Source organism: Streptomyces puniciscabiei (assembly GCF_006715785.1).
Taxonomy (GTDB): domain Bacteria; phylum Actinomycetota; class Actinomycetes; order Streptomycetales; family Streptomycetaceae; genus Streptomyces; species Streptomyces puniciscabiei.
This window is the reverse complement of sequence record NZ_VFNX01000001.1, coordinates 5,263,957-5,281,369: the sequence shown is the minus strand read 5'-3', so window position 1 is coordinate 5,281,369 and position 17,413 is coordinate 5,263,957. Positions and strand designations below refer to the sequence as shown.

The window sequence follows — 17,413 nt, the reverse complement described above, 5'->3', positions numbered from 1 at the left end:
ACTGCGATGGTATCCGCAGGAGCGCGGACCCCTCGCATCCGGTGGACGCCGGTCCCATCAGCTGGACGTTCACGAGGTGATCACGGGTGCAGCCAGCCTCCTGACGGAAGGTTGCGGACAACGGTGAACACCAGCAGCAACGCGCCGATCCCCCACAGGTGCGCCGGCCGCGGCTCCAGCCGCATCGGCCGGCCGCGTACGGCGTGGACCACCCATGCGGTCCACAGCACCGCGAAGCCCAGGTAGAGGGCCACGCCCAGCGCGTTGTCCCGCAGCGCGGTGAGCAGGTCGCCGTGGACGAAGGCGTGCGCGCTGCGCAGTCCGCCGCAGCCGGGACAGTACAGGCCGGTGAGCCGGTACAGCGGGCAGACGGGGTAGTGGCCGGGTTCGTTCGGGTCGACGGCGCCCACGTATGCGAAGGCCCCGGCGACGGCCGCGAACAGCCCGGCGGGGACGGCGAGCCGCCGCCAGGCCGGGCCGGACGGCACGGCCGGGTACGGGACGGTCGGCACGGCCGGGTACGGGACGGTCGGCGCGACCGTGCGGCTGTCGGCGTTCACCCGACCATTGTCCCCGGCGCATCGGCACCCCGCGCGCCCAGGGCCGCCGGAATCCTCCCCCGGAAACGCCGAGGGGCGGCCCGCACCCTGTGCGGGTGCCGGGCCGCCCCTCGGGGAAGCGGTGTGTGCGCTCAGCTCTCGACGCCGGCCGGCTCGCGGGTCGCGGCGGCGGGCGCGCCGGCCACCTTGAGCGGCTTGGGGTCCTGGCCGAGGCCCATGGCGCGCATGATGCCGCCGACCACCGCGCCGCCGAGAATCAGCACCATGCCGGCCCAGAAGCCGACCGGCTGGGCCATCACCATGAAGGCGCCCGCGACGCAGAAACCGATGAAGGAAATGATGACACCGGTCCAGGCGGCCGGGGTGTGACCGTGGCCGTGGCTGCTGCCCGCCATGTCTGTGCTCCTCGTTGCTGTGTACGTGTCCCAGGAGAGCGGCGTACGTGTCGTACGGCTCCGAGCCCGCCCGTCACTGTCCGAGCCGGACGCTCGTCGTCCATTGTCCCGTACGGGCGCACCTGCCGGACGCGGGGGTGGCGTCTGTTTCGCCACACCCGCGGTGAGCGTCAGGCTCCCGTCGGGTCCTCGCCCCGGTCCAGGGCCTTCCAGATCTCCTCGGGCCGCTCCGGGTCGACCGGCCGGGCCGTGCGGCGCGGCCGCTCGGTGCCGCGTTCGTAACGGCCGGACATGGCGGGCCACCGGCTGCCGTAGCGCAGCGCGAGCAGGCCGGCCAGCAGGATCAGCAGGCCGCCGGCGGCCGCGACGTACGGCCAGCCGGTGTGGCTGAGCGCGGCGACGGTGGCGGAGGTGTCGCCGCTCGCCTGGGCGGCCTTCTCGTCCAGCGCGGAGCTGTCGGAGGCGGCCACGAGCGCGGCAGCCATGATGCCGGCGCCGGAGAGCGCGAGCAGCCCGGCGACGACGAGCCGGCCGGCCCTGCGGACGGCGAAGACGGCGACGAGCGCGGCGAGGCCCACTATGGCGAGGGCCGCGGGGACGCCCGTGACGTCGCTGCCCTTGGCGGTGAGCGGGAACGCGCCGCCGGCCACCGTCGCGGTGCCCTCCGCCCAGCGCTGCCGGGTCGCGAGCAGCGCCACGGCCGCGCCGAGCGCACCGCACAGGAGAGCCACGGCGAGGCTCCGCCGGCCGGAGCGGGCGGATCCGGTCGCCTCCGGGCGGGGGTGAGGTACAGCAGCAGTCATGCACCCCACTATCGCCTGAACCCCGGGCGAACCGACACCCGGGTGCCCGTCAACCCATGGGGATCTCAGATTTCCGCCATGCCGCGCTCAGGAACGGCACATGAATCCCCCAGGAAAGGCAAAGCAACGTTCCGCCTTCAACATCCATCTTGTTGACGTGGTCCCGCCATCCGTACGTTCTGCGCGACCCCGGCGCGCCACCCCGCGCCGTGGTGGCACCGCGCACCCCCCACAGCCCTTCCCGGTTCACCCACCTCGTGGAGGACGTACGTTGCGCAGAACCGTTTCCCTCACCGCCGTGGCCACGCTCGCCACGGCCGCCCTCGCCCTGGCCGCCCCGGTCGGCCAGGCCGCCGCCTCCTCGTCCCACGGCGTCAGCGTCGCCCACGCCTGCGCCGCCCCTGCGAAGAAGGACCAGATGGCCTGCAACGCCCTGCAGGTCACCTCCGGCACCCCGGCCTCGGCGCACGCCGAGAGCGCCCTGACGGCCGCCGCCGCTCCCTCCGGCTACGGCCCCGCCTCGCTGCAGGCGGCGTACAACCTGCCCTCCGCGAGCGGCGGTTCGGGCCAGACGGTGGCGATCGTCGACGCCTACGACGACCCCAACGCCGAGTCCGACCTCGCCGTCTACCGCTCCCAGTACGGCCTGTCGGCCTGCACCACGGCCAACGGCTGCTTCAAGAAGGTGGACCAGAACGGGGGCACCAAGTACCCGCGGGGCAACTCCGGCTGGGCCGAGGAGATCTCCCTCGACCTCGACATGGTCAGCGCGGCCTGCCCCAACTGCAAGATCCTGCTGGTGGAGGCCAGTTCGTCCAGCATGACCAACCTGGGCACGGGCGTGAACACCGCCGTGAACCTGGGCGCCAAGTTCGTCTCCAACAGCTACGGCGGCTCCGAGTCCTCCAGCGACGCGACGTACGACTCCGCCTACTTCAACCACCCGGGCGTCGCCATCACCGTCTCCTCCGGTGACAACGGCTACGGCGTCGAGTACCCGGCGGCCTCCAAGTACGTGACCGCGGTGGGCGGCACCTCCCTGAAGACCGCGTCCAACACGCGCGGCTGGACCGACACGGTGTGGAGCGGGGCCGGCTCCGGCTGCTCCGCCTACGACGCCAAGCCCAGCTGGCAGAAGGACTCCGGCTGTGCGAAGCGCACGGTCGCGGACGTCTCGGCGGTGGCCGACCCGAACACCGGTGTCGCGGTGTACGACACCTACGGCCAGGGCAGCGGCTGGATGGTCTTCGGCGGCACCAGCGCCTCCTCCCCGCTGATCGCGGCGACCTACGCGCTGGCCGGCGCCCCGTCCGCCGGCTCCTACCCGGCGTCCTTCCCCTACGCGCACACCTCGTCGCTGAACGACGTGACGAGCGGCTCCAACGGCAGCTGCTCCGGTTCGTACCTGTGCACCGGCACCACCGGGTACGACGGGCCGACCGGGCTCGGCACCCCGAACGGCACCGCCGCGTTCACCGGCTGAACTCCCCTATGAGCTGAGCCTGTTGGCCGTGTGCACCGCGCGGAGGACCGCCGCCGCCTTGTTGCGGCACTCCTGGTCCTCCGCGACCGGGTCGGAGTCGGCGACGATGCCGGCTCCGGCCTGCACGTATGCCGTGCCGTCCCGGAGCAGCGCCGTACGGATGGCGATCGCGGTGTCGGAGTCGCCCGCGAAGTCCAGGTAGCCGACACAGCCGCCGTACAGGCCGCGCCGGGACGGCTCCAGCTCGTCGATGATCTGCATCGCGCGGGGCTTGGGGGCGCCGGAGAGGGTGCCCGCCGGGAAGCAGGCGGTGAGCACGTCGAAGGCGGTGCGGCCCTCGGCGACCCGGCCGGTGACGGTCGAGACGATGTGCATCACGTGCGAGTAGCGCTCGATGGACATGAAGTCGACCACCTCGACCGAGCCGGGCTCGCAGACCCGCCCCAGGTCGTTGCGCCCGAGGTCCACCAGCATCAGGTGCTCGGCGCGCTCCTTGGGGTCGGCCATCAGTTCCTCGGCGAGGGCCTGGTCCTCCTGCGGGGTGGACCCGCGGGGCCGGGTGCCGGCGATGGGGTGCACCATCGCCCGGCCGTCCTCGACCTTCACCAGGGCCTCGGGGGACGAGCCGACGACGTCGAAGCCGTCGAAGCGGAAGAGGTACATGTACGGGGACGGGTTCGTGGCCCGCAGGACCCGGTAGACGTCCAGGGCACTGGCGCTGCACGGGGTCTCGAAGCGCTGGGAGGGCACGACCTGGAAGGCCTCGCCCGCACGGATGCGCTCCTTGATGTCCTCGACGGCCACCTGGAAGTCGGGGCCGCCCCACAGCGCGGTGTACTCGGGCAGCTCGGAGGGCGGCAGCACGGCCGGGGGCTGGGCCACCGCGCGCGTGAGGTCGGCCTCCATGGCGTCGAGCCGGGCCACGGCGTCGGCATAGGCCTCGTCCACACCGGTGTCGAGGTCGTTGTGGTTGATCGCGTTGGCGATCAGCAGGACCGAGCCCTCCCAGTGGTCCATCACTGCGAGGTCGCTGGTCAGGAGCATGGTCAGCTCGGGAAGCCTCAGGTCGTCGCGCTCGCCGGGGCCGATCTTCTCCAGGCGGCGGACGATGTCGTAGCCCAGGTAGCCGACCATGCCGCCGGTGAAGGGCGGCAGGCCGTTCTGGTGGTGCGGGGTGTGCAGGGCCTGGATGGTGGCGCGCAGGGCCGCCAGGGGGTCGCCGTCCACGGGGACGCCCACCGGCGGGGTGCCGAGCCAGTGGGCCTGTCCGTCGCGTTCCGTCAGCGTCCCGGCGGACCGGACGCCGACGAAGGAGTACCGGGACCAGGAGCGGCCGTTCTCCGCGGACTCCAGCAGGAAGGTGCCGGGGCGCTCGGCGGCCAGTTTGCGGTACAGCGCGACCGGGGTGTCGCCGTCGGCGAGCAGCTTGCGGGTCACCGGGATGACGCGCCGGTCGGTGGCGAGCTTGCGGAAGGTCTCGAGGTCCATGGCGGCCGACCTTACTGATCAGATGCCGGAGCGGCGGAATCGGCGTGCTTGTCGGCGTCCCCGAGGAGCACGTCCTCGTCGAAGCAGGTGCGCGCGCCGGTGTGGCAGGCCGCGCCCACCTGGTCGACCTTGACCAGCACGGTGTCGGCGTCGCAGTCCAGCGCGACCGACTTCACCCACTGGACGTGGCCCGAGGTGTCGCCCTTGACCCAGTACTCCCGGCGGCTGCGCGACCAGTAGGTGCAGCGGCCGGTGGTCAGCGTGCGGTGCAGGGCCTCGTCGTCCATCCAGCCGAGCATGAGCACCTCACCGGTGTCGTACTGCTGGGCGATGGCGGGCAGGAGGCCGTCCGCGCTGCGCTTGAGGCGGGCGGCGATCTCCGGGTCGAGGCTGCTGGGCCGGGGACTCCCGGTCGTACTGGTCATGGGTGCCATTGTGCCGCGCGGGTACGACAACGCCGGTGCCGTGTCCACTGCGCGGACTCGGCGCGGGGTCGTAGGCTGGCCCCATGTCGACCTTCGCCAAGCGTGAACGGCTGCTGCTCGCCGACCTCTTGGAAACCGTCGGTCCGGACGCCGACACCCTCTGCGAGGGCTGGCGGGCCCGGGACCTGGCCGCGCACGTGATCGTGCGCGAACGCCGCCCGGACGCGGCCGGGGGCACGCTGATCAAGCAGCTCGTGCCGCGCCTGGAGAAGGTGATGGCCGAGTACACCGCGAAGCCGTACGAGGAGCTCATCCAGCTGATCCGTACCGGCCCGCCGCGCTTCTCCCCGTTCCAGCTCAAGCAGGTCGACGAGGCGGCCAACATCGTCGAGTTCTACGTCCACACCGAGGACGTCCGCCGCGCCCAGCCGGACTGGAGCCCGCGCGAGCTGGACTCCGTCTTCCAGGACGCCCTGTGGTCCCGCCTGGAGCGCACCGCGCGGCTGGTGGCCCGGGGGGTGCCGACGGGGCTGGTGCTGCGCCGCCCGGACGGGCAGACGGCGGTGGCGCACCGGGGCACGCCGGTGGTGACGGTGACCGGCGAGCCCTCGGAGCTGCTGATGTTCGCGTTCGGGCGGCAGAACGCGGCCGAGGTGGAGGTCGAGGGCGAGGCGGACGCGATCGCCAAGCTGCACGAGTCCAGGCAGCTGGGGATCTGAGCCGGGAACCCGGCAGCCGAGTGGGGCGGTGCAGGTCTGTCCGGTTCACCCGCGAGCCGCCGGTTCCGTGCCGGCTGGGGTGTCCGACCGGCAGCCGCGGCAACACGGCGCAGCCGGTTCGCCTGAAGGGGTGAACCGGCGCTCAGCCCGGGAGTTCCGCGCGCCGCAGGGCCGGTACGACCAGGACGACGACCCCGCCGAGGCCGCAGACGGCGGCGCTGACGGCGTAGACCGGCCCGAGCCCGAAGGCCCCGATCGCGGCCGCCGCGAGCGGCATGCTGAGCGGGGTCAGACCGAGGCTGACCAGGCTGGAGACGGCGGTGACGCGGCCCAGGTACGCCGGGTCGGGCTGGGTCTGCAGCAGGGCCCCGCACAGTGCGCCGCTCAGCCCGGCGAGCAGGCCGACGAGCAGGGCCACGCCGACGGCGGCGACCAGTGCGGGGACGAACGCGAGAGCGCCGACGGCCACGGCCCCCACCACACATGCCCACCCGGTGACCAGCCCGGCACGCGGCAACCGCCCCCGGACCGTCAGCAACAGCGAGGCGGCTCCCGCGCCGACGCCGAACCCGGCCAGCACCCAGCCCATGCCGGAGGCGCCCCAGCCGCGCCGGTCGGCCAGCAGGGTCAGTCCGACGTTCAGCGGGCCGACGAAGCCGAGGTCGCCGAGGGCGATGGCCAGCATCAGCGGGGCGAGGACGCGGTGGCGGCGGATGTAGCGCAGACCGGCGCCGAGGTCGCTCCAGGCGGTGGTGCCGTTCCCCGGTCCGGGCAGTTCCCGTACCCGCACCGAGAGCAGCAGCGGCACCGAGACGGCGATGAGCAGCCCGGCGAGCGCGAACGCCGCGGCCGCGCCGCCCAGGGCCACGGCCAGCCCGCCCAGCGGGGCGCCGACCACGCTGGAGAAACGGATGGCGAGTCCGCGCATCCCCTGGACCCGGGCGAGCTGGTCCTTCTCGGTGAGACGGGCCGGAAGAGCCCCCACGGCGGGCATGAAGACGGCGTCGACCGTGCCGAAGACCAGAGCGAGTGCGGCGAGCGGCCACAGCCCCGGGCTGGTGAGGCTCAGCAGGGCGGCCACGGCGAGGACGGCGGCACAGCGCGCCGCGTCGCTGCCGATGACGACCCGGCGCGGCCCGAGGCGGTCGGCGATCACTCCGCCGCCCAGCATCAGCACCGCTCTGGGCAACGCGCTGGCCGACATCACCAGACCGGCCTGAGCCGGGGTTCCGGCCCGGACGGCGGCCCAGGACAGGGCGAGGTAGTAGACGCTGTCGCCGAGCATCGAGGAGGTGTAGGCGGCGAGCCAGCGCCGGACGTTGGGGTCGCGGTGAGCCTGCGGCGCGGTCGCCGGCGGTATGAGCGTGGCGGTCACGGACGTGGTCCTCTCAGCCGCGGAAGGGGAAGCCGTACAGGTAGAGCGCGACATGCTCGCGTCCCCCGGTCTCGCCCGCGGCCTCGGCGGCCCGGCCCCGCGCGTCGAACCTGCGCAGAAGGGCGTCCAACTCGTCCTTCAGCTCGGTGAGTTCCGCCGGGGTCAGCCGCATCCAGGATTCGGTGTCCAGCGACGCGGTGTTCCACTCGGGCCCCCAGGTGGGGCGTTCGTCCAGGTAGCGGCGGTACTGGTCGGCCCGCTGGTCGTGGAAGAGACGCGTGGCCGCGAGGTGTGCGGCCGCCTTTCCCGGCTCGCCCCGGAAGTCCTCGTCCCGGATGCTCACCCCGTCCGACGCGGGCTGCCACCAGCGCTCCCGCCCGTCCGTCGTCTGCGGCTCGGCCTCCTCGATCAGCCCGTGGTCGGCGAGCTTGCGCAGGTGATAGCTGACCAGGGACACCGCCTCGTCCACGCGTTCGGCCAGCTGGGAGGCGGTGGCCACCCGCTCCATGCACAGCAGCCGGTACAGGTTGGCCCGCAGTGGATGCGCGAGGGCCTTGAGCGTGCCCACGTCCGTGATGCGGCGGTTCTCCTTGCTCGCCATGCACCCACCGTAGATACGAAAGAAAAATTGCACAACAGATTTTGCGCAACTTCTCTTTCGTATCCGCGCACGAGAAAGCCCCGGCCGCCCGAAGAGGCAACCGGGGCTCAGCGCAGCGTCAGCGCACGGGATGCCCCGCCGCCCGCAGCGTCTCCTTCACCTCGCCGATCCGCAGATCCCCGAAGTGGAACACCGACGCGGCCAGCACGGCGTCGGCGCCCGCCTCAATGGCGGGCGGGAAGTCGGCCAGCTTGCCGGCGCCGCCCGAGGCGATCACCGGGACGGTCACGTGCTTGCGGACCGCCGCGATCATCTCCAGGTCGTAGCCGTCCTTGGTGCCGTCGGCGTCCATGGAGTTCAGCAGGATCTCGCCGGCGCCCAGTTCCGCCGCCCGGTGGGCCCACTCCACCGCGTCGATGCCGGTGCCCTTGCGGCCGCCGTGCGTCGTCACCTCGAAGGAGCCCGCCTCGGTGCGGCGGGCGTCCACCGACAGCACCAGCACCTGCCGGCCGAAGCGCTCGGCGATCTCGCGGATCAGGTCGGGGCGGGCGATCGCGGCGGTGTTCACGCCCACCTTGTCGGCGCCCGCCCGCAGCAGCCTGTCCACGTCCTCGGCCGTACGGACACCGCCGCCGACCGTCAGCGGGATGAACACCTGCTCAGCGGTGCGCCGCACCACGTCGTACGTCGTCTCCCGGTTGCCCGAGGACGCGGTGATGTCCAGGAACGTCAGCTCGTCGGCGCCCTCGGCGTCGTACACCTTGGCCATCTCGACGGGGTCGCCCGCGTCGCGCAGGTTCTGGAAGTTGACGCCCTTGACGACCCGGCCGTTGTCCACGTCCAGGCAGGGGATGACTCGGACCGCCAGGGTCATGACTGCTCAGGCTCCTCTGAATGCTTCGAGTTCTACTTCGACCAGGATGCGGGGATCGACGAACCCCTCCACGACCAGCAGGGTGGAGACGGGGCGCACGGAGTCGAAGATCTCCTTGTGCGCCCGGCCGACGGCGTCCACGTCCCGCACATGGGTCAGGTACATCCGCGTCCGGATGACGGAGTCGATGCCGAGTCCGAACTCGCCGATCGCCTCCAGGGCGCTGGTGAAGGCGACCTTGGCCTGTTCGTACGGGTCGCCCTCGCCGTACAGCACATCGCCCCGGAAGGACGTCGTGCCCGCCACCAGCACCCGGTCGCCCGCCGCGACGGCACGTGCGAAACCGAAACTCTCTTCCCAGGGACTTCCGCTCTGCACGCGCCGTACGGCTTCGGACGTCATGACGACACAGCCTCCAAGGCCTCTTCCAGGGTGAACGCCTTCGCGTACAGGGCCTTCCCGACGATGGAGCCCTCGACACCGAGGGGTACCAGCTCGGCGATGGCACGGAGGTCGTCCAGGGACGACACGCCGCCGGAGGCCACGACCGGGCGGTCGGTGGCCGCGCAGACGTTCTTCAGCAGCTGAAGGTTCGGGCCCTGCAGCGTGCCGTCCTTGGCGATGTCGGTGACGACGTAGCGGGCGCAGCCCTCCTTGTTGAGGCGCTCCAGCGTCTCGTAGAGGTCGCCGCCGTCGCGGGTCCAGCCCCGGCCGCGCAGGGTGGTGCCGCGCACGTCCAGGCCGACCGCGATCTTGTCGCCGTGCTCGGCGATCACCTTGGCGACCCACTCCGGGGTCTCCAGGGCGGCCGTGCCGAGGTTCACGCGCGTGCAGCCGGTGGCCAGGGCGGCGGCCAGCGAGGCGTCGTCACGGATGCCGCCGGACAGTTCCACCTTGATGTCCATCGCCCTGGCGACCTCGGCGATCAGCTCACGGTTGTCGCCGGTGCCGAAGGCCGCGTCCAGGTCGACCAGGTGCAGCCACTCGGCGCCGGAGCGCTGCCAGGCGAGGGCGGCCTCCAGCGGGGAGCCGTACGAGGTCTCCGTGCCGGACTCGCCGTGCACGAGGCGGACGGCCTGGCCGTCGCGGACGTCGACGGCGGGGAGGAGTTCGAGCTTGGCCATGTCTCTACAGGGTTCCGATCCAGTTGGTGAGGAGCTGGGCGCCGGCGTCGCCGGACTTCTCGGGGTGGAACTGCGTGGCCCACAGGGCGCCGTTCTCCACGGCGGCCACGAACGGCTTGCCGTGCGTCGACCAGGTCACCTTGGGGGCCGAGATCACCGGGTTGTGCGACTCCAGCTGCCAGTCGTGGACGGCGTAGGAGTGCACGAAGTAGAAGCGGGCGTCGGCGTCCAGGCCGGCGAACAGCTCCGAGTCGGCGGGGGCGTCGACGGTGTTCCAGCCCATGTGGGGCACGACGTCGGCCTCGAGGGGCGCGACCGTGCCGGGCCACTCGTCCAGGCCCTCGGCCTCCACGCCGTGCTCGATGCCGCGCGCGAACAGGATCTGCATGCCGACGCAGATGCCCATCACCGGACGTCCGCCGGACAGCCGGCGGTCGACCACCCAGTCACCGCGCGCCGCGCGCAGGCCCTGCATACAGGCCGCGAAGGCGCCCACGCCCGGAACCAGCAGACCGTCGGCGTTCATCGCCTCGTCGAAGTCACGGGTGATCTCCACATCCGCGCCCACGCGCGCGAGGGCGCGCTCGGCGGAACGGACGTTTCCGAAGCCGTAGTCGAAGACGACGACCTTCTTCGCAGCGGCGGTCAATTCCACACCCCCAGCCGCATGACGCCCGCGACGAGGCAAAGCCCCGCGCCGATGGAGAGCAGCACGATCAGGCTCGCGGGCATCTTCTGCTTGACGAAGGAGATGATGCCGCCGACCAGGAAGAGACCGACGACGATCAGCAGGGTGGAGAGGCTGTTCATGGCTTTACAGCGCGCCCTTCGTCGAGGGGAGGATGCCGGCCGCGCGCGGGTCGCGCTCGGAGGCGTACCGCAGCGCCCGGGCGAGGGCCTTGAACTGGCACTCCACGATGTGGTGCGCGTTGCGCCCGTACGGCACGTGCACGTGCAGCGCGATCTGCGCCTGGGCGACGAAGGACTCCAGGATGTGCCGGGTCATCGTGGTGTCGTACTCGCCGATCATCGGCGCCATGTTCTCGGGCTCGGTGTGCACGAGGTACGGGCGGCCGGACAGGTCGACGGTGACCTGGGCGAGGGACTCGTCCAGCGGGACCGTGCAGTTGCCGAAGCGGTAGATGCCCACCTTGTCGCCGAGGGCCTGCTTGAAGGCGGCACCGAGGGCGAGGGCGGTGTCCTCGATGGTGTGGTGGGAGTCGATGTGCAGGTCGCCGTCGGTCTTCACGGTCAGGTCGAACAGACCGTGCCGGCCGAGCTGGTCGAGCATGTGGTCGTAGAAGCCGACGCCGGTGGCGATGTCGGTCCGGCCGGTGCCGTCGAGATCGATCTCGACGAGCACCGAGGTCTCCTTCGTGGTGCGCTCTATGCGTCCAACGCGGCTCATGCCTCAAGCTCCTTCTTCACTTCACGGACCGCGTCGAGGAACGCGTCGTTCTCCTGCGGGGTTCCGGCGGACACCCGCAGCCACCCCGGTACGCCGTTGTCCCGGACCAGCACGCCCCGGTCGAGGATCTTCTGCCAGACGGTGTGGGCGTCCGCGAACCGGCCGAACTGTACGAAGTTCGCGTCGGACTCGGTGACCTCGTAGCCGATCGCGCGCAGCTCGGCGACGAGCCGGTCCCGCTCCGCCTTCAGCTGCTCGACGTACCCCAGCAGCGTGTCGGTGTGCTCCAGGGCGGCCAGCGCGGTCGCCTGGGTGATCGCCGACAGGTGGTACGGCAGCCGGACGAGCTGGACGGCGTCCACGACCGCCGGGTCGGCGGCGAGGTAGCCGAGGCGCAGGCCCGCCGCGCCGAACGCCTTGGACATCGTGCGGGAGACGACCAGGTTCGGGCGGCCTTCCAGCAGCGGCAGCAGCGAGTGGCCGTGGCTGAACTCGATGTACGCCTCGTCCACGATCACCATCGACGGCTTGGCCGCCTGCGCCGCCTCGAACAGCGCGAGGACCGTCTCCGGCGGGACCGCGTTGCCCGTGGGGTTGTTGGGGGTGGTGATGAAGACGACGTCCGGCTTGTGCTCGGCGATCGCCCGCTCGGCCGCCGCGAGGTCGATGGTGAAGTCCTCGTTGCGGGGCCCGGAGATCCAGCCCGTGCCGGTGCCGCGCGCGATGAGCGCGTGCATCGAGTACGACGGCTCGAAGCCGATCGCCGTACGGCCCGGCCCGCCGAAGGTCTGCAGCAGCTGCTGGATGACCTCGTTGGAGCCGTTGGCGGCCCACACGTTCTCGATGCCGAGCGGGTACTTGCCCGTCCTCGTCAGGTACTTGGCCAGCTCGGTGCGCAGCTGGACCGCGTCCCGGTCGGGGTAGCGGTTCAGGTCGCGGGCGGCCTCCCGCACCCGCTCCGTGATCCGCTCGACCAGCGGTTCGGGCAGCGGGTAGGGGTTCTCGTTGGTGTTCAGCCGTACGGGGACGTCCAACTGGGGCGCGCCATAAGGGGACTTGCCACGCAGCTCGTCCCGTACGGGAAGATCGTCGATCCGCACGTCGCTCACTTGCTCTCGGGTACCTTCCAGCCGAACCTCGCCTTGATCGCCGCGCCGTGCGCCGGGAGGTCCTCCGCCTCCGCCAGCGTCACCACGTGATGGGCGACCTCGGCGAGCGCGTCCTTGGTGTAGTCCACGATGTGGATGCCGCGCAGGAAGGACTGCACGGACAGACCCGAGGAGTGGCAGGCGCAGCCACCGGTGGGCAGGACGTGGTTGGACCCGGCCGCGTAGTCGCCCAGCGAGACCGGCGCCCAGGGGCCGATGAAGATCGCGCCCGCGTTCTTCACCCGGTCGGCCACCGCGGCGGCGTCCGCGGTCTGGATCTCCAGGTGCTCGGCGCCGTACGCGTCGACGACCCGGAGGCCTTCCTCGATGCCGTCGACCAGCACGATCGCGGACTGCCTGCCCTTGAGCGCGGGCACGATCCGGTCCTCGACGTGCTTGGTGGCGGCGACCTGCGGCTGAAGCTCCTTCTCCACCGCCTCCGCGAGCTCGACGGAGTCGGTGACCAGGACGGCCGCCGCGAGCGGGTCGTGCTCGGCCTGGCTGATCAGGTCCGAGGCCACGTGCACCGGGTCGGCCGTGTCGTCCGCGAGGACCGCGATCTCCGTCGGGCCGGCCTCCGCGTCGATGCCGATCCTGCCGGTGAAGAAGCGCTTGGCGGCGGCGACCCAGATGTTGCCGGGGCCGGTGACCATGTTGGCGGGCGGGCAGGACTCGGTGCCGTAGGCGAACATCGCGACGGCGGTGGCGCCGCCGGCGGCGTAGACCTCGTCCACGCCGAGCAGCGCGCAGGCGGCGAGGATCGTGGGGTGCGGCAGGCCCCCGAACTCCGCCTGCGGCGGGGAGGCGAGCGCGATCGACCCGACGCCGGCCTCCTGGGCCGGCACGGCGTTCATGATCACGGAGGACGGGTACACGGACCGGCCGCCCGGCGCGTACAGCCCCACGCGCTCGACCGGCACCCACTTCTCGGTCACCGAGCCGCCGGGCACCACCTGCGTGGTGTGGGTGCTGCGGCGCTGCTCGCGGTGGACCAGGCGGGCGCGGCGGATGGACTCCTCCAGCGCGGCGCGCACGGCCGGGTCGAGGGCCGTGAGCGCGTCGGCGAGCGCCTGGGCCGGGACACGGACGGATTCCAGCCGTACTCCGTCGAACCTCTCGGCGAAGTCGATCAGCGCCGCGTCGCCACGATGATGCACGGCCTCGCAGATCGGTCGCACCTTCTCCAGGGCGGCCTGAACATCGAAGTCGGCTCGGGGCAGCAGGTCGCGCAGGGCGGGGCCCTCGGGCAGGGCGTCGCCGCGCAGATCGATTCGGGAGATCACAGTCCCAATTCTCTCAGACCGCACTCGCGAGCCGTGGGCGCGTATCAATGGCTGATACAGAATGTGGCGGAACTCGGAAGATCTCCTTCACCTCTAGTGTTCCGGGCGTCACTGAGCGGGCATGAACGGCTGTACGAACGTACAGGACGCACGGGAGCAGGAGAGGACAAAGGTGACCGAGGGGGCCGGCTTCGCCGCCGGGGACCTGCCGGACGAGCTGACCGCGGCCGAGGCGGGCATGTGGCAGGCCTTCCGCAACGGCAGTGTGTACGACCTGAGCAGCGGGGACGCCGTGGTGGACGATCCGCACGGCGGACACCCCTGGGGCGCGGAGCGTGCCGTGCGGGCGCGGATCGTGGCCTGGCTGCTGCTGGACGGCCCGCCGGCACTCGCGGGCCGGGTGTCCGCGCTGAAGCTGACCGGCGTGCGGATCACCGGCACGCTGGACCTCTCGGGCGGCACGGTACGGCCGTACGTCGAGCTGCGCGGCTGCCGCTTCGACGAGGAGGTCCTGCTGCCGGAGGCCCGGTTCACCACCCTGCGCATGGTGGACTGCGCGGTGCCCCGGCTGGAGGCGGCCCGGGTGCACACCGAGGGCGACCTGCATCTGCCGCGCTGCCGGTTCCGGAGCGGGGCCCGGCTGACGGACGCCCACATCGGCACCGATCTGATGCTCAACGAGGCGGTGGTGTACCGCGACCGCAGCGGGCGGTCGATCTCGGCGGACGGCATGACCGTGGGACAGGACCTCCAGGCGGAGATGCTCCAGTCGCACGGCGAGCTGCGGCTGCGCGGCGCCAAGGTCGGCGTGTCGCTCAGCCTGCGCGGCGCCAGCCTGGACAACCCCTACTCCCGCTACGCCCTGAACGCCCCCCAGCTGACCGTCGAGCGCACCCTCTACCTGACCCCGGCCGGCGTGGGCAGCCCGCTGCTGAGCGGCACGACACCGGCGCGCGGGACACGGATCCAGCGCTTCGAGTGCCGGGGCGGGATACGCCTGGACGACGGGCGCTTCGGGGACGCCGTCGACTTCGAGCGGGCCCGGTACACCCTCACCGACGACCAGGAGCTGTCGCTGCGCCGGGTGCACGCCTCGGAGCTGCGCTTCCTCGGGGACGGGCCGCAGCGCGGCAAGGTGGTGCTGTCCGGCGCGCGGATCGTCAGCCTGGTGGACCGGGCGGCGAGCTGGCCGGGCCCGGGAAATCTGCACATGGGCGGGTTCGTGTACGAGAACCTGGTCCCGCGCGGCCCGTTCCCGCTGGCCGGCCGGCTGGACTGGGTGGCGGCGGCCACCGCGGAGTACGCCCCGGAGCCGTACGAGCGGCTGGCGGCGGTGCTGCGGGCCGCCGGGGAGGACGAGGACGCGCGGGAGGTGCTGCTGGCCAAGCAGCGCCGGCGCCGCGAGACACTGCCGCTCGCCGGGAAGTTCTGGGGGTACGTCCAGGACTGGACGGTCGCCTACGGCTACCGGCCCGGCCGTGCCGCGGTGTGGATGGCGGTGCTGTGGGCGGCGGGCACGCTGGCGTTCGCCCACGCGGACCATCCGCCGGTGAGCCGCGACGGCCACCCCTACTGGAGCCCCGCCCTGTTCACCCTGGACCTGCTGCTGCCGGTGATCGACCTGGGCCAGGTCGGCCAGTGGCAGCTGCGCGGCGGCTGGCAGTGGCTGGCGGCCGTGATGATCCTGCTCGGCTGGATCCTGGCGACGACGGTGGCGGCGGGGGCGACCCGGCTGCTGCGGCGCAGCTGACCCGGACGACAGCGGGAAGCGCCGGCCCGGACGAGGGGGAAAACCGCCGGTCCGCCAAAAGTTGAACAGTCACCCTTTACCGGCCCTTGACCCTTGACCGTACAACTTTCCGCGACTTCCGCGCACCCTCTGGCGCGGCGCCGACCTGCGGTCTTTCAATGGTGGTCACCATGGCTCTGCTCCCCTCGTTCATCCGCCCCACCCGGATGACCAGACGCCCCGTCCGCCCGGCCGGCCGACCGCCGACCGGGGACGAGGTCGTGCTCGACGCACCCGACGACCGCCTCTCGCCCGCCCTGGTCGGGGCCGGCCGGGGCGAGTACCGGGCCGCGGCCGAGCTGCTCGCGGCCACCCGCGCCGGGGCCGAGTGGGAGAACCACGACCGGTACGCCCGGCGCCTGGCCGCCTTCGCCCGCTCGCGCCCGGAGTGGTTCGAGGCCTGGCGCGCGAACGCCCCGGAGGACCCCGGCCCGCTGCTGCTCGGGGCGCAGCTGGCGGTGGACCGCGCCTGGCCCTCGCCGGCCCGCGCCGAGCTGCTGCGCGAGGTGAGCCCGCTGATCACCGCCGCCGCCCGCGCCGACGACCGCGACCCGGTGCCCTGGCGGATCGCCCTGGACCACGCGCGCGGCTCACGGGCCGGGCACCGGTACTTCGAGGAGCTGTGGGAGGCGGCCGTCCGCCGGGCCCCGCACCACTACGGCTGCCATGTGGCCGCCCTGCGCTACCTGGCCACCTTCCGGCACGGTTCGCACGGCGCCTGCTTCGACTTCGCCGAGCGGGCCGCGCAGGACGCCCCGGCCGACTCGCCCGTCCAGGCCCTGCCGGCCCGGGCCGCCTTCGGCTATCTGACCGACGGCCGCGGCCACGAGGTGCCACGCGCCCGGCTGCACGCGGCCGCCGACCGCGCGCTCGCGCTCTCCGCGCGCTTCCCGGCGGCCGACCCGTGGCCCGCCGAGATCCGCAACAAGCTGCTGTACGTCCTGCTGCGCCTGGACCGCTGGGCGGACGCCCGCGCCGAGCTGGGCCGGATCGGCCCGTACGCCACGTCCTTCCCCTGGGAACGGTTCGCCGAGGACCCGCTCGGCCACTTCCTGCGGCTGCGCGAGCACCTGCTGGCGGCGGCTCCCGCGCCTGCCCCGGCCGGGCTGATCCCCGGGCCCCCGGACCGCATCGGCGAACGCGGCGGACACGCCGGTGCCGGTGACCACTAGGCTGGGGCGTCGTGACCACCGTCCGTCTCCCGCTCTTCCCCCTGAACACGGTGCTGTTCCCGGGGCTCGTGCTGCCGCTGAACGTCTTCGAGGAGCGCTATCGCGCCATGATGCGCGAGCTGCTCAAGACACCGGAGGACGAGCCGCGCCGGTTCGCCGTCGTGGCCATCCGCGACGGCTACGAGGTGGCGCCGAGCGCCCCCGGCATGCCGGACCCCACCGCACAGCCCGACCGCGGACCGGCCGCGGGCTTCGGCCCCGACCCACTCAAGGCCTTCCACGGAGTGGGCTGTGTGGCGGACGCGGCGACCATCCGGGAGCGCGCCGACGGCACGTACGAGGTGCTGGCGACGGGCACGACCCGGGTGCGGCTGCTCTCCGTCGACGCGTCGGGCCCGTACCTGACGGCGGAGCTGGAGGAACTGCCGGAGGAGCCGGGCGACGAGGCGGGCGCGCTGGCCGAGGGGGTGCTGCGCTCCTTCCGCCAGTACCAGAAGCGGCTGGCGGGCGCACGCGAGCGCTCGCTGTCGACGGGCGCCGACCTCCCCGACGACCCCTCGGTGGTGTCGTACCTGGTGGCGGCGGCGATGGTGCACGACACGCCGACCAAACAGCGGCTGCTCCAGGCCCCCGACACCGCGTCCCGCCTGCGCGACGAGCTGAAACTCCTTCGCGCCGAGACGGCCATCATCCGTAGCCTTCCGTCGCTGCCCGCGTTCGAGCTGACCCGGGCGCCGACGAGCCTGAACTGAGCAAGACGGCTGAG

Annotated in this window: 20 protein-coding genes; 5 read left to right on the top strand and 15 right to left on the bottom strand. The window is 72.6% G+C overall.

Annotated elements, in window-relative coordinates:
* Window positions 1-80: 80 nt before the first annotated feature.
* The 3 genes from FB563_RS24440 to FB563_RS24430 form a co-directional block, all read right to left on the bottom strand.
* Window positions 81-512, bottom strand: coding sequence for a DUF2752 domain-containing protein (locus FB563_RS24440; RefSeq protein ID WP_055708910.1), 432 nt, complete (start codon window positions 510-512; stop codon window positions 81-83).
* A 179-nt stretch (window positions 513-691) separates the two neighbouring features.
* Window positions 692-955: an HGxxPAAW family protein gene (locus FB563_RS24435; RefSeq protein WP_055708899.1), complete on the bottom strand. Its 264-nt coding sequence runs from the start codon at window positions 953-955 to the stop codon at window positions 692-694.
* Between the two features lie 170 nt (window positions 956-1,125).
* Window positions 1,126-1,758, bottom strand: coding sequence for a TIGR02234 family membrane protein (locus tag FB563_RS24430; RefSeq protein ID WP_234357924.1), 633 nt, complete (start codon window positions 1,756-1,758; stop codon window positions 1,126-1,128).
* Window positions 1,759-2,029: 271 nt separating this feature from the next.
* Between FB563_RS24430 and FB563_RS24425 the strand changes: the two genes are divergently transcribed.
* The gene (locus tag FB563_RS24425) at window positions 2,030-3,241 is read left to right on the top strand and encodes a S53 family peptidase (protein ID WP_055708897.1); all 1,212 of its coding nucleotides are present in this window, start codon (window positions 2,030-2,032) and stop codon (window positions 3,239-3,241) included.
* A 6-nt stretch (window positions 3,242-3,247) separates the two neighbouring features.
* Here the strand turns inward: FB563_RS24425 and FB563_RS24420 are convergent, their stop codons facing one another.
* Window positions 3,248-4,729: an anthranilate synthase component I gene (locus FB563_RS24420; protein WP_055708896.1), complete on the bottom strand. Its 1,482-nt coding sequence runs from the start codon at window positions 4,727-4,729 to the stop codon at window positions 3,248-3,250.
* A gap of 11 nt (window positions 4,730-4,740) precedes the next feature.
* Window positions 4,741-5,154 (bottom strand): phosphoribosyl-AMP cyclohydrolase, encoded by a 414-nt coding sequence (hisI, locus tag FB563_RS24415; protein ID WP_055708909.1) that lies wholly within the window; start codon window positions 5,152-5,154, stop codon window positions 4,741-4,743.
* Window positions 5,155-5,237: 83 nt separating this feature from the next.
* Here hisI and FB563_RS24410 point away from each other — a divergent pair, with 83 nt between their 5' ends.
* On the top strand, window positions 5,238-5,873 hold the full coding sequence (locus tag FB563_RS24410; protein WP_055708895.1) for a TIGR03085 family metal-binding protein: 636 nt from the start codon (window positions 5,238-5,240) through the stop codon (window positions 5,871-5,873).
* A 142-nt stretch (window positions 5,874-6,015) separates the two neighbouring features.
* Here the strand turns inward: FB563_RS24410 and FB563_RS24405 are convergent, their stop codons facing one another.
* The 10 genes from FB563_RS24405 to hisD form a co-directional block, all read right to left on the bottom strand.
* Complete coding sequence (locus FB563_RS24405; RefSeq protein ID WP_055708894.1) at window positions 6,016-7,248, bottom strand: MFS transporter; 1,233 nt, start codon at window positions 7,246-7,248, stop codon at window positions 6,016-6,018.
* A 13-nt stretch (window positions 7,249-7,261) separates the two neighbouring features.
* Entirely contained in the window at window positions 7,262-7,849 is a 588-nt protein-coding gene (locus FB563_RS24400) for an ArsR/SmtB family transcription factor (RefSeq protein WP_055708893.1), read from the bottom strand.
* A gap of 118 nt (window positions 7,850-7,967) precedes the next feature.
* Entirely contained in the window at window positions 7,968-8,723 is a 756-nt protein-coding gene (gene hisF, locus FB563_RS24395; RefSeq protein ID WP_055708892.1) for an imidazole glycerol phosphate synthase subunit HisF, read from the bottom strand.
* A 6-nt stretch (window positions 8,724-8,729) separates the two neighbouring features.
* Window positions 8,730-9,125, bottom strand: coding sequence for a RidA family protein (locus tag FB563_RS24390; RefSeq protein ID WP_142218905.1), 396 nt, complete (start codon window positions 9,123-9,125; stop codon window positions 8,730-8,732).
* On the bottom strand, window positions 9,122-9,847 hold the full coding sequence (priA, locus tag FB563_RS24385; RefSeq protein ID WP_055710048.1) for a bifunctional 1-(5-phosphoribosyl)-5-((5-phosphoribosylamino)methylideneamino)imidazole-4-carboxamide isomerase/phosphoribosylanthranilate isomerase PriA: 726 nt from the start codon (window positions 9,845-9,847) through the stop codon (window positions 9,122-9,124). Before priA ends, FB563_RS24390 begins: the two co-directional genes overlap by 4 nt.
* Before the next feature lie 4 nt (window positions 9,848-9,851).
* Window positions 9,852-10,502, bottom strand: a complete 651-nt coding sequence (gene hisH / locus FB563_RS24380) for an imidazole glycerol phosphate synthase subunit HisH (RefSeq protein WP_055710049.1) — start codon at window positions 10,500-10,502, stop codon at window positions 9,852-9,854.
* Window positions 10,493-10,657 carry a hypothetical protein gene (locus FB563_RS43065; RefSeq protein WP_055710050.1) on the bottom strand — a complete coding sequence of 55 codons (165 nt, stop codon included), beginning with the start codon at window positions 10,655-10,657 and terminating at the stop codon, window positions 10,493-10,495. The genes hisH and FB563_RS43065 overlap by 10 nt, the downstream gene beginning before the upstream one ends.
* A gap of 4 nt (window positions 10,658-10,661) precedes the next feature.
* A complete protein-coding gene (gene hisB, locus FB563_RS24375; protein ID WP_055710051.1) occupies window positions 10,662-11,255 on the bottom strand; it encodes an imidazoleglycerol-phosphate dehydratase HisB in 594 nt (197 codons plus the stop codon).
* Window positions 11,252-12,364: a histidinol-phosphate transaminase gene (locus FB563_RS24370; RefSeq protein ID WP_055710052.1), complete on the bottom strand. Its 1,113-nt coding sequence runs from the start codon at window positions 12,362-12,364 to the stop codon at window positions 11,252-11,254. The genes hisB and FB563_RS24370 overlap by 4 nt, the downstream gene beginning before the upstream one ends.
* Window positions 12,361-13,686 carry a histidinol dehydrogenase gene (gene hisD / locus FB563_RS24365; protein ID WP_055710053.1) on the bottom strand — a complete coding sequence of 442 codons (1,326 nt, stop codon included), beginning with the start codon at window positions 13,684-13,686 and terminating at the stop codon, window positions 12,361-12,363. The genes FB563_RS24370 and hisD overlap by 4 nt, the downstream gene beginning before the upstream one ends.
* A 172-nt stretch (window positions 13,687-13,858) precedes the next feature.
* Between hisD and FB563_RS24360 the strand changes: the two genes are divergently transcribed.
* The 3 genes from FB563_RS24360 to FB563_RS24350 all read left to right on the top strand — a co-directional run bounded on the left by FB563_RS24360 (window position 13,859) and on the right by FB563_RS24350 (window position 17,399).
* Window positions 13,859-15,436 carry a hypothetical protein gene (locus FB563_RS24360; protein ID WP_055710058.1) on the top strand — a complete coding sequence of 526 codons (1,578 nt, stop codon included), beginning with the start codon at window positions 13,859-13,861 and terminating at the stop codon, window positions 15,434-15,436.
* A 158-nt stretch (window positions 15,437-15,594) separates the two neighbouring features.
* A complete protein-coding gene (locus tag FB563_RS24355) occupies window positions 15,595-16,647 on the top strand; it encodes a hypothetical protein (RefSeq protein ID WP_199833024.1) in 1,053 nt (350 codons plus the stop codon).
* 11 nt (window positions 16,648-16,658) lie between these two features.
* A complete protein-coding gene (locus FB563_RS24350) occupies window positions 16,659-17,399 on the top strand; it encodes an LON peptidase substrate-binding domain-containing protein (RefSeq protein WP_055710054.1) in 741 nt (246 codons plus the stop codon).
* Window positions 17,400-17,413: the final 14 nt, after the last annotated feature.